The 12,531-nt window shown below is 41.9% G+C and carries 8 protein-coding genes and 1 CRISPR repeat array; of the genes, 4 read left to right on the top strand and 4 right to left on the bottom strand.

The features are described from left to right. Positions 1–322: 322 nt before the first annotated feature. Positions 323–1,834 carry a BamA/TamA family outer membrane protein gene (locus HWQ41_RS00225; protein ID WP_292758620.1) on the top strand — a complete coding sequence of 504 codons (1,512 nt, stop codon included), beginning with the start codon at positions 323–325 and terminating at the stop codon, positions 1,832–1,834. 522 nt (positions 1,835–2,356) lie between these two features. Here HWQ41_RS00225 and HWQ41_RS00230 read toward each other — a convergent pair. Both HWQ41_RS00230 and HWQ41_RS00235 read right to left on the bottom strand, forming a co-directional pair. Further along, positions 2,357–2,920 (bottom strand): HD domain-containing protein, encoded by a 564-nt coding sequence (locus HWQ41_RS00230; protein WP_292758623.1) that lies wholly within the window; start codon positions 2,918–2,920, stop codon positions 2,357–2,359. A 14-nt stretch (positions 2,921–2,934) separates the two neighbouring features. Beyond that, positions 2,935–4,293, bottom strand: a complete 1,359-nt coding sequence (locus HWQ41_RS00235; RefSeq protein ID WP_292758626.1) for a TIGR03985 family CRISPR-associated protein — start codon at positions 4,291–4,293, stop codon at positions 2,935–2,937. 188 nt (positions 4,294–4,481) lie between these two features. Here HWQ41_RS00235 and HWQ41_RS00240 point away from each other — a divergent pair, with 188 nt between their 5' ends. Together HWQ41_RS00240 and HWQ41_RS00245 are read left to right on the top strand one after the other, a co-directional pair. Next, on the top strand, positions 4,482–5,000 hold the full coding sequence (locus HWQ41_RS00240) for a 2'-5' RNA ligase family protein (RefSeq protein ID WP_292758629.1): 519 nt from the start codon (positions 4,482–4,484) through the stop codon (positions 4,998–5,000). Further along, a complete protein-coding gene (locus tag HWQ41_RS00245) occupies positions 4,997–6,019 on the top strand; it encodes a 2-oxoglutarate and iron-dependent oxygenase domain-containing protein (protein WP_292758632.1) in 1,023 nt (340 codons plus the stop codon). Before HWQ41_RS00240 ends, HWQ41_RS00245 begins: the two co-directional genes overlap by 4 nt. Positions 6,020–6,329: 310 nt before the next feature. Further along, a CRISPR array of direct repeats spans positions 6,330–7,656; the repeat unit is 37 nt; unit sequence ATTGCAATTTATCTAAATCCCTATTAGGGATTGAAAC. 259 nt (positions 7,657–7,915) lie between these two features. On the opposite strand, the gene HWQ41_RS00250 is transcribed toward HWQ41_RS00245, so the two are convergent. Both HWQ41_RS00250 and HWQ41_RS00255 read right to left on the bottom strand, forming a co-directional pair. Beyond that, on the bottom strand, positions 7,916–8,950 hold the full coding sequence (locus HWQ41_RS00250) for a pentapeptide repeat-containing protein (protein ID WP_292758635.1): 1,035 nt from the start codon (positions 8,948–8,950) through the stop codon (positions 7,916–7,918). Between the two features lie 335 nt (positions 8,951–9,285). Then, entirely contained in the window at positions 9,286–10,167 is an 882-nt protein-coding gene (locus tag HWQ41_RS00255; protein ID WP_292758638.1) for a pentapeptide repeat-containing protein, read from the bottom strand. A 1,187-nt stretch (positions 10,168–11,354) separates the two neighbouring features. On the opposite strand from HWQ41_RS00255, the gene HWQ41_RS00260 reads away from it, so the two are divergent. Continuing rightward, on the top strand, positions 11,355–12,242 hold the full coding sequence (locus HWQ41_RS00260) for an NAD(P)-dependent oxidoreductase (protein WP_292758640.1): 888 nt from the start codon (positions 11,355–11,357) through the stop codon (positions 12,240–12,242). Positions 12,243–12,531: the final 289 nt, after the last annotated feature.

Here is a 12,531-nt window from a genome sequence, read left to right on the forward strand (position 1 = left end):
TCAAAGCCTGAAACAACCTATTTTTGTTAATGCACATCATGATGATTTTGTACAGTGCGTAAGTCCTATTAATAAACAAAAAACATTATCAATGCTGATAAGGTGTAAATTCGACAATTAAAGGTGTACCACTGGGAATCATCAACCAACAAGTTTGGGCAAGAGAAGCAGAAAATCTAGGGATAGCGAAAAACGTCGCCAAAGAGAAACCCAAGAAAAAGAAAGTTAACGGTGGTTAGAGGGACTGACTTGAACTTTAGGTCAAGGCAGAGAGGGTTCGTCGAACTCACGTTAAGCTTAATATCACTAACGGATTTTCAATATGCTAGTTCAAATAACTGTAGTTGCGATCGCAGTAATGTTAGTGGGTATGGAAAATCGGGAGGCCCTTGCAGACTTGCAATCTTCTACTCAGGATGAGACTGGTGCTATTGTGACACCGGAAGCTACAATCCAGATAGAGGGAGGGTATGCCAAATATGGTGATTATATAAGAGCGACTTCAGTAGATACCCAGGCGATGGAATTTTCTCAGAAAGTTGTCAAAGATATCCAGATTCGTTTTATTAATCAAAAAGGTAAGTTGTTCGATGACAAAGGTCAGCCGATCAAAGGGCGTACTCAGAAGAATTTTATCATGGGTCTGCTGAAACTCAAACCTGGTCAGGTATTTCGTGAAGATTTACTTGAAGCAGACTTGCAACGATTGAGGAGATTAGAGTCATTTAATCAAGTCAATGTTTATCGACAAGAAGATACCTCCAGCGTTAATATCATCTATGAAATCAAAGAGCGTGGCTTCCCTTTGCTAATCTTAGGAGGCGGTAATAACGATGATGTTGGGCTATACGGTCGGGTGGGTTATAAAGATGCAAATGTCAGTGGTCTTAACGATAAATTAGATACAATTGTGCAGATAAGCACTAAAGATGTCCAGTTTAATGGTCAATTCACTAGCCCTTATCGTCCTGAAGAACCAAACCGCTTAGGCTACAGCATTAGAGCTTTTCGTCGTCGAGATATATCGGGAACCTTCAACGAAGATATCAGATTATCTAACGGCGACAAAGTGCGAGAGGGAAGATTTGGCGGTTCTGTGGCAGTTTTAGGAGCTTTTGATGACTGGGATACATCAGTGGCTCTCAACTATACCAGAATTAGCCTACGCGATCGCGAATATAACGTTGCACAGGTCGATAGCTTAGGGAGTCCCCTATCTGTGAGTGGTACTGGCATTGATGACCTATTTACAGTATCATTTGCTGTATCCAGAGATCAACGCGATCGCCGAGACAATCCGACTCAAGGATCAATCCTCACCCTCAGCACAGAACAAGCGATTCCCATTGGACTGGGCAATATTTCCAGCAACCGCCTACGGGGAGATTATATTCAGTATTTACCAGTCAGTTGGATAGGTAAGGGTAGACCAACCGACAATCCAGAAATGTTGGCGATTAATTTACAAATTGGCACGATTATTGGAGACTTTCCACCAGCTGATGCCTTTAATATTGGCGGACTAGATTCTGTCAGAGGTTACGGTTATGGTAAAGTTGCCAGTGGTCGGAGTTATGGTTTAGCTTCGGTGGAATATCGTTTCCCAATTTTTCAGTCAATAGGAGGAGTTTTCTTTACTGACTTCGCCTCAGATTTCGGGTCTAGCGACACCGTGCTAGGAGAACCAGGAGTGCTGCGAGACAAACCTGGAAGTGGCTTTGGTTGCGGCTTAGGATTGCGAGTGAAGTCATCCTTTGGGCTGATTCGAGGCGACTTAGGAATTAGCGACCAAGGAGAAGTTAGATTTGAAGTTACTACAGGTCAGCGATTTTAATCCTAACTGTAATTGATAATTAGTTTTTACTCCGCGTTCCTACCTTACGGGAAGGCGAAGCGCCTATGCGTTTAAATCTTCTTTTAGGGATTGACAAATATAGCAGGGGACTGGGGACTGGGGACTTGGTTGAAAGTCTGTTTGTATATAGGTTTTATCATCAGTTAATGTCCTAACCTTCTTGTCCGTTGCTATAAATAGGACTTACGCATGAGTTAGGGACAGGACTTACGCAAACAATAGCTGAAACCCTTATTTTCAGGTAGGGCAATTCATGAATTGCCCCTACAGCGTGTACTTTTGCGTAAGTCCTAACGGAATAACGAACCGCAGAGGCGCAGAGGACACGGAGAAATCAGAGTTTGAGAGATATTTTGCGTAAGTCCTAATAAAAAAACATCGCAAATTTTCTTGTGGGATGGGTGTCCGCACTACGTGCCGCTACGCGAACACCCGTCCCATATTCAGGGCGGGCTTTCCTGCCCACCCCACAAGATGGATAATTTATTTCTTGTCAGTCCCTTAGAATAGTTGGCTGATAACTCGTTCCAACTCCTCTGTCATCACATCTGAACCTGTCTCCCGATACACCTGCACCAATGATTGGTAAAACCACAAAGTTTTTTCCTTACCACTGCTGAATTCAGCCCAGATAACATCTCCCATTTGTCGCCAATCTGCAAGCAAAGACCTAGCATTATGCAATTTATCAGCCAGCGACACTCGTCGAACTGACGGCGAAGCATGACGGAGTTTTTCTATGTATCTATTCTTACGCTCTTGCCAAGGTGGTTTTGGCGGTGTATCCCACTCCGTACAGCCGTCGATAATTGCCACAACTGTTTCGCCGAAACGTTGGCGGATGTCCTCGCGGATGGGTTTGCCACCTTGGTCTTCTATACTATCGTGTAATAAAGCTGCGATCGCTTCCTCTTCACTTCCACCCATCTCCAATACCAGCGCCGCTACACTCAACAAGTGTGAAATATAAGGAATACCGCTCACTTTACGGGTTTGATGAGCATGAAGACGGGTAGCATAGACTAACGCCGCTTCAAATCTTTCTGTTAATTTTGCTGTACCCATTTTTATCCTCACAATTAATTTTGATAAAAGTGCGATTCTGCTTCCACTTCTTTGGTGATTTCCTGTCGCAGTTCCCAAGGTAAAAGCACCTCAACTTTTGGCCGCCAAGCCCGCAAACGCAAACCCACATTTGGATCTCCATCACGGTAGATTACAGTATAGTAAGCATCATCGCTGAGGCGATTTTGTAAAATTTTTAGCAATATTTCTCGATGTTTTGCTGGGATAACTTGCTCTCGAATTAGTTGTAATCCCCACTGATAGGTTATCGGCTTAAAAGTCGCATGACGAGAGGTTCCCTTGAGGTAGGATTCATGAAATGTGCGGTCGAATCGCAGCAGCATCAACTTGGATGGTAGGTAAAAGTCAAAACCCCAAGCTTGATGCATTTGGGAACGAATATAGTCTGGTGTCGGTAAAGTCGTTCGCCGTTGTTGCAGCATTTTGGGCAATTTTGCATCGTTCCAATCCAAGGGAGTAATTTTTTGAATTTTATCCAAGCGATAGTTGTACCACTCACCTTTATTTGTGGGAGTTTTGCCAAAGCCGCAGAGATATACGGCTCTTTGCACGTAATATATACAGACAGGATAGACAATACACTCCACTGCACCATACTTAGCGCTAGTGTAGGTCAGGCGGATTGGCGGTATAGTCGGCTGTTCCCAAAGATTACGGAATTCATCTAGCCATTTCTCAACTTGATTTTGGGTTTGGGAAATAATGTAGTCAACTTCCAGGTAGAATCGCTGCACATTTTGGATGGGTTGAGAGAGATTTTGAGCGATCGCTTCTAAGTTAGGATTGAGAAAACCCAAATCATAAACTCCCAAACGGTTACTCACAGGTTCTAATTCTCTAGTGCTGGGTCGAGATGGAAAATTCTCAACTCGATAGTATTGTTTGTCTGCAACTTTCAACCAGCCCAGGTTAGTCAGAATTTGCAAATCGGCGAAGAGAGTACGGCGAGTGACTGCAAATAAACGCTGTTGCAGCAATTCATCTAAATCTGCATCGGGAATTGCATCATGTTGCTGAAGCGATCGCTTCCACTCTGGTTCTAAAAGTCCGGTTTTGGGATAAAATAGCCACTGGGCGGTGGTTTTGGCACAAGCACAATTGCCCTCATGCAGATGAGGCGCGAATTCTCCTTTAGGATGAGTTGCGCTAAAGAAAGTATCTCGCCAGTGCTTGTAAGTAAAAGGGTCAGGTAAAGATAGGCGGTCTTGTTCATCCCCATAGAGAGAGTGCAGCCAAACCCATAACCGGATAGCCCGTAGCAGGTTTTGCTTCAACGAACCCCGCGCCAACCATTGCAATAGTTCAATATGGGGCGGGTCTTCTATTAGCGGTGCTGTGCTGAAATCAAACACTTTTAAAGCCTGAGTTAATTAATCTATGGGTTCTCATTTTAGATTAATTGCTTGTGGAAGTAGATGCTTCCAAAATGAGAGTGAAGCGATCGCGCATTTTGGTACTATTGAGTAAGTTGTGTCGGGTGTTGTCATTCTCAACCTAAATAGAGAGAGAAACTATCTGTAAGCTGACAGTATTCATAAGTATGTCTTACGCACTCGTATATTATCTAAATATCAACACACAGCGTATTAATAAATTTAGGCAAAAATATGACCCGCAATTTTCTTTAATTGAACCGCATATCACCCTAGTGTTTCCCCTACTGGAATATATCGAGAAAGATAATCTCACTCTTCATATTAAGAGTGTCTTGAGTGCCTGGAAACCATTTTCTATTCATCTACAGGGATTTCAAAAATCATGGGATGAATATCTGTTCCTGATGGTTCAGGAAGGAAAGGAAAATGTTATCAAATTACACAATGATCTATATACGGGTATATTAGCTGAATATTGCAGAGAAAATACAGCCTTTGTTCCACATCTAACGCTAGGAGTATTTACTAAAAATAGGGTTCAATACTCACAGGCTTTAGAAGAAGTGCGGCAGTTAGATTTAGATTATTGTTGTATCGTGGACAAACTAAATCTGTTAAAGATTACTGATGTGAAGAGACAAATAGTCTGGAGCCAAGAATATATATTACCAACCTCAGCATGAAAAACTTGCAATTTGTGGAAAAAGGGTTTTCATCCGTCCCGATTATTGATATCAGCGCCTTGATTTCTGGAAAAGGCGAACTCTATTCCGTCGCATCTCAAATTAGACAAGCGTGCCGAGAATCGGGGTTTTTCTATATTATCGGGCATGGCGTAGACGAAAGTTTGCAGCAGCGACTCGAAGAACTCAGCCGCCAGTTTTTCGCCCAAGATTTGGAAACAAAACTTAAAATCCGCATGGCTTTGGCAGGTATTGCATGGCGAGGTTATTTCCCCGTTGGTGGCGAACTGACATCCGGTAAACCCGACTTGAAAGAAGGTATTTACTTTGGCGCACAACTGGGAGAGTCACACCCACTAGTACAAGCTGGTACTCCTATGCATGGTTCTAACCTCTTCCCCACCAACATCCCCGAATTTGGCGAAACAGTGCTTGAATATATGGAGGCAATGACAAACTTGGGACACACTCTGATGACTGGTATAGCCCTGAGTTTAGGATTGGAAGAATCCTACTTTGCTGACCGTTACACCTCAAATCCCCTAGTGCTGTTTCGCATCTTCAACTATCCTCCTAATTTATCACCGTCAGATGGTCAACCGATATGGGGCGTTGGCGAACATACTGATTATGGCGTTCTGACCATTCTCAAGCAAGACGACTCAGGCGGATTACAGGTTAAATCCAAGTCAGGTTGGGTTGCTGCGCCTCCCGTTCCCGGTTCCTTTGTCTGTAACATTGGCGATATGCTAGACAGGATGACAGCAGGTTTGTATAGTTCTACACCTCATCGTGTACAGAACCAGTCCCAAAATCATCGCCTTTCGTTCCCCTTCTTTTTCGATCCCAATTTCGATGTAGAAGTGAAGCCGATTGAATTAGATAATATACTAGCGAATGATAATATAGGCGATCGCTGGGATAAAGCTAACGTTCATGAATTTCGCGGAACCTATGGTGATTATGTGTTAAGTAAGGTGTCTAAGGTTTTTCCAGAATTGCGGCGATCGTTATTATAGGGTTTTAAACCATTTCTTCTTGATGAGTCCCCATTCTGGTTAGGTTCCTATATGTCAAATGCGCGGAAGGGTAGGTGTACAAAATCCACAGCCCTAAAAAAGTGCCTCTATCTCAATCCCAGCAAGCATTTCACCCAATAATCCCCCAATTTTCATCCGCGCAATCTCTGAAATGCTTACAAAAAGTGGGTTTCAGCTTTCAACCTTTCCCGGCATTCTTCCCAAACAAATTCTCTAATGCTATAATTGCTCTTGAACCGCGCAACCGCACCTTGAAAACTAAATATAGCTTGGCTTTCCGGCTCCCGCGATTGCAATTTATCTAAATCCCTATTAGGGATTGAAACATTGAATCAAGACTGCCTTGATATAAAAACAAATCTATTGCAATTTATCTAAATCCCTATTAGGGATTGAAACATCACTTACGACAATCATCTTTACTACACAAGCACATTGCAATTTATCTAAATCCCTATTAGGGATTGAAACGACCGACATTCCACGAGCGCCTAGTTGATCATTTGATTGCAATTTATCTAAATCCCTATTAGGGATTGAAACATGGAAAGTAATTATGGATATTGTACTACAATTTATTGCAATTTATCTAAATCCCTATTAGGGATTGAAACAGCACTATATACAGCGTAGACACTTGTATACGATGATTGCAATTTATCTAAATCCCTATTAGGGATTGAAACTGTCCTCTGAATTCTTTCGTTGTAGCCATCGTTATATTGCAATTTATCTAAATCCCTATTAGGGATTGAAACCTTCATATTGGACAAACAATAAAATATTTTAATCAATTGCAATTTATCTAAATCCCTATTAGGGATTGAAACGCGTCCTGTGTAGCGTTAGCACCGAACATCTGAGATTGCAATTTATCTAAATCCCTATTAGGGATTGAAACTACTTGGTTGTATACAAAACTGCCATCACCTTAATTGCAATTTATCTAAATCCCTATTAGGGATTGAAACTTGCAACAAAGAAGTAGATACGCAGCTAACCGCAAAATTGCAATTTATCTAAATCCCTATTAGGGATTGAAACATCACATTAAGTTTGCAAGACAAGTCATTTTCTTATTGCAATTTATCTAAATCCCTATTAGGGATTGAAACAGGAAGTAGTGCAAATGCTACTGACGCAAATAGAATTGCAATTTATCTAAATCCCTATTAGGGATTGAAACCAATATTTATTTTAAAATCCAAGACACATTACAATTGCAATTTATCTAAATCCCTATTAGGGATTGAAACTTTGTGAACATGAGCATGATTCAATTAAAGAAGCATTGCAATTTATCTAAATCCCTATTAGGGATTGAAACCACACCTACTCCAGAGCAAGAGGCATTAATTAAAATTGCAATTTATCTAAATCCCTATTAGGGATTGAAACAAACAAGTAACAAAAACGGCATTTATTTTGCTGATATTGCAATTTATCTAAATCCCTATTAGGGATTGAAACTAGCAACAGTTGCCATCATATATTTAGGAAACTTATGAATTGCAATTTATCTAAATCCCTATTAGGGATTGAAACGACTACGACACAATTTGGCAATGAGAAACAGGACATTGCAATCCATCTAAATCCCTATTAGGGATTGAAACAACTTCCGAGATTTTGCCTAAAATGGCTTTGACAAAGAGTGCTAGCCTTAACTGAACCGTATTGCTTCAAAACCCGCAACGTCAACATGTAGTTTCAGTCAGGGTTTAAATCCCCGTCTGAAAGTTTCTTCTCTACGAGACGCTACGCGAACGCTTAGAGCGAGTCCGCGTTCGCTTTTAGCGTCTCGTAGAGAGCGTCATTTTGAATTTTGAATTGTTAAGAGGGTTTTTAGCCGCCACGACCGAGTATATTGATTACTCAGCATTGGTTTGGATTTTCTAAAGGCAAACGCAGTTGTCTGCGAAATTCTGGATTATAACAGGCTTGATCCCAATTTTCGGCTGATTTTAACTTTTGAAAAGTTAGGTGACGAGCGGTTTTCAGGTTAGCACTCTTGAGGTTGGCACCTTCAAAGTTAGTACCTTCAAGGTTGGCATTTTCCAGGTTGGCACCTTCAAGGTTGGCTTTTTCCAGGTTGGCATTTTCCAGGTTGGCGTTGGAGAGTTTGGCACCTTCAAGGTTGGCATTTTCCAGGTTGGCGTTGGAGAGTTTGGCACCTTCAAAATTGGCGTTCGAGAGCTTGGCACCTTCAAAATTGGCATGTTCGAGGTCGGCACTCTTGAGGTCGGCGATGGAGAAGTCGGCACCTTTGAGATTGGCACTGGAGAGATTGGCACCTTCAAAGTTGACATCAAATAAGTCGGCATCTTCGATTTGGGTACTTTGTTTGAGGTCAACACTCTTGAGGTTGGCACGTTCGAGGTCGGCACCTTCAAAGTTGGCGTGTTTGAGGTCAGCATCTTCAAGGTTGGCACTCTTGAGGTCGGCACTCTTAAGGTCGGCACTGCTTAGGTCGGCATCTTCAAGGTTGGCACTTTTGAGGTCGGCAGTATTGAGGTCGGCACTGCTTAGGTCGGCAGTATTGAGGTTGGCACGTTTTAGGTTGGCACGTTTGAGCTTGGCACCTTTGAGGGCGGCACCTTTGAGATTGGCACTGGAGAAATTGGCTTCTTCAAGGTTGGCACTGGAGAAATTGGCTTCTTCAAGATTGGCACCTTCAAGGTTGGCATCATTCAATGAAATATTATTCAGGGTGTTACCACCCTTAACCAGTTTTTCCAGCGCTTCAATTCTTTCCGTACTATCTTTTTGTCCTTGAAGAGCTTCGACAGTATCCAAAAGTTGTTTTATTTCTATCTTTCTATATACAACAGATCCCACAAATATTACTATAGCTACGAAGAGAATAGAAGCAAAACCAATTGACCTAGAGCGATTGTTTTTGATGTCCATAATACTTTGCTAAATAAACTCACAAACTCAACTCGATTGCACTAGGTTTGCAGCTTTCTGCTGCTGAAATCACTTGAATTTATTTAAGTAAGTGGGCGTGAATAATTAAAGGTTTGTAGTCAGCGGCTTTAGCCCTTAAAATATGGCTGGGGCAGCTTACTACGAGCCTATTTAATTAATTTTACGCGTAACATAGTTTGATTTATTCTTGCCCACTTACTTAGCTGTTTTCCTAGAAGTAAATAATTCGTTGATTCATTGGAATTATAAAGATATTCGTAATGCGATGAAAGCTTCCTTCTTCAGACACAACTTCGACTGCACAATAAAATTGGTCAGCATTGGCTAGGATTTCCTGGAGGTAAGCCTAGTTGTTTGCGAAATTCTGGGTCGTAGCAAGCTCTCTCCCAATTTTTAGCTGCTTTGAGCTTATGAAGAGTTAGGTTTTGGGCATCTTGAAGGTTAGCATTTTCCAGGTTGGCATTTTCAAGGTTGGCACCTTGAAGATTTGTACTTTTGAGGTCGGCATTTTCCAGGTTGGCATTTTCAAGGTTGGCATCTTCAAGGTTGGCACTCTTGATGTTGACACCTTGAAGGTTGACACTTTGAAGGTTGGCACTGCTGAGTTTTGCACTCGTGATATTAGCACCTTGAAGGTTAGCACCTTGAAGGTTAGCACCTTGAAGGTTAGCACTACTGAAATTGGTACTGCTGAGGTTAGCACCGTGAAGGTGGGCATCTCTGAGATTGACACTGGTTAGATTGGCACTGCTGAGGTTGGCATTGGTTAGGTTGGCATTAATTAGGTTGGCACTGGTTAGGTCGGCACTGGTTAGGTTGGCACTGGTTAGGTCGGCACTACTGAGGTCGGCACTCTTGAGGTCAGCACTCTTAAGGTCGGCACGTTCCAGCTTGCTACGTTCGAGGTCAGCACTCTTGAGGTCAGCCTCTTTGAGGTCGGCATCTTCAAGGTTGACACTGGAGAAATCGACATTATTCAATGGAATCTTATTCAGGCTGTTATCAGTCTTAACCAGTTTTTCCAGCGCTTCAATTCTTGCTGTACTGTCTTTTTGTTCTTGAGCAACTTCGACAGTATTCCAAAGTAGTTTTATTTGGATCTTTCTCACCACAACAATTCCCACAAATATTACTAAAACTACAAGGGGAATAAAAGCAAAACCAATCGGCCTAAAGCGATTATTTTGTATGTCCATGATACTTTACTCAATAAACTCACAAACTCAACTCGATTGTGCTAGATTTACAGTTTCCTGATTCTGAAATGCCTTGGCTTCATTTAGTTGTTTCTCTAGAAGCAAATAAGCGGTTGATTCATTGGCTTGTATTATAGAAAACCAAAAAATCCTGAATATGACTTACTCGCTTCGGTAATTTCATTAGTATCAGTTTTGGATTATCCCACAGACTCTTAATTGAGGCAACAGTTTCGTTTTACTCGTGCTGATTTCGATAAATAAAGCCCTCAAAAACTCAGTGTCATACATGGGTTAGGATGCTAAAACGAGATATTCACGGGAAATTAATAAAGCCTCTGGAATACGTGGTGACGTATGAGGAGAACTTAAAGATAAGTAAAAGGCAGGTAATTCCACCTGATGCAAATGAATAAATATATTCACGCTGAGATTTGCACATCTGTTTGACAAATCTATGACAAATTCATGACGCCAATGTGACGAGATTGATTATGCTATAGGAATCCGATTTGATTCCTGAACTTACTTGCGTAGGGAGGGAACTCTTAACAGGGAACTCTTAACAGGGAACAGGAAAGAAGGGAATAGATGTGTACTAAGTTATTTCAAAAATCAAATACGAGTCCTATAGATATGAAGACTGTTTTACTCCAAACTCCAGACTCCTGCTGTCTCTCTCAGCAGATAAGTAAGTCGGCACGAATTAACCTAACTATGTAACAAAATGTAAAACCATCAAAGTCCTTGCGATTGCTTCGTTGCACTCCGTTTCACTCGCAATGACATACTTGTAAATTTTCCCAACCACCTACTTATAGGAATCATATTTGATTTTTGAAATAAGCTGTTATGTATACAACTTGCACAATCAGGGCGGGCAAGATGCCCACCCCACAACCATGTTGAAAAAATATTAGTGCAAATTAAAGGCGCAACAGCTTACACGTAGGGTGTGTTAGACGAGAGTACGGCACCGTCCGAAGGCTTTGGTGTGTTAGCGAAGCGTAACACACCCTACATATACTTAGATTTTTTCAAAAATCAAATCGGATTGCTATAGCTTGCTTGTTAAGCTGATCCGTGGTTTGATTTAAATACGGTATCTATATCAATTTAACGTAATTTGTTGACGACTCAATTATCTGAATTAACTTGTCAGCCACAAAGTAAATATAAAACTTTCCATGCCTATCCAAACTATTGGTATTTTAAGTCCAGGTGATATGGGACAAGCGATCGCAGCTGTTCTCAATCAACATGGATTGAAAACTATTGCGGCTCTAGACGATCGCAGTGAACGAACTCGACAATTAGCAGCCGCAGCCAACATCCAAGATGTGGGTTCCCTCACACAACTGGTAATTGAATCTGATCTAGTCTTGTCAGTTCTAGTCCCCGCAGTAGCGACCCAAGCAGCAAAGGAAGTAGCTGAGGCGATCAGCAATGTTGGTAAACCCATTCTCTACGTTGACTGTAATGCGATCGCACCCCAAAAAGTTATAAATATCGCTCAACTTATTGAATCAGTTGGGGGAACATTCGTAGATGCATCAATTATTGGCCCACCACCGCGAGTTCCCAATCGCACCCGCATTTATACTTCGGGAAAACAGGCCAGTCAACTCCAACAACTGCGAGATCATGGCTTGGATGTGCGGGTGATTGGTGATGAAATTGGTCAGGCTTCCGGGTTGAAAATGTCATACGCAGCCCTGACAAAAGGACTGACAGCAATCGGCACAGAATTACTAATAGCAGCCCATCGTTTAGGCTTGGATAAACAACTATGGGATGAAGTGTCTAGTAGCCAACAGGAACTTGCTAGCATATTAACCCGTTCGATTCCATCCATGACACCGAAAGCGCACCGTTGGATAGGAGAAATGGAAGAGATTGCAGAAACCTTTAAAGAGTTAGGTCTGACTGAGCGCATTTTTCATGGAGCAGCCGACGTTTACCGTTTGGTGAAAGAAACCTCCTTGGGTCAGGAAACACCAGAAGAATGCGATCGCGATCGCCCGTTGGATGAAATCATTACAATCCTTTCCAATGAAGCAATCTCTGACACCTAATCTTGAGTATTTTATAGATCAATACAGTTCAGTTAAGCATTTCTTCCTTTGTGTTCTTTGCATTCTTCTCTAAGAGGTTGTTTGAAAAGTGTTTCACTGTGACTTTAGGCACTTTCAGATCCCCCCTAACCCCCCTTAAAAAGGGCTACGGTGTATACACAAGTCAAGTTACCCCCCTTAATCCCCCCTTGTAAAGGGGGGAAACAGGAAATTTAGTTCCCTCCCCAATCTATCGGCTATCCATTAGTCACATCTTTCTTAACATTGCGGAAAAGAAGTCAGGGAGAGG

It is taken from the genome of Nostoc sp. NOS(2021) (assembly GCF_017115025.1).
GTDB lineage: Bacteria > Cyanobacteriota > Cyanobacteriia > Cyanobacteriales > Nostocaceae > Nostoc.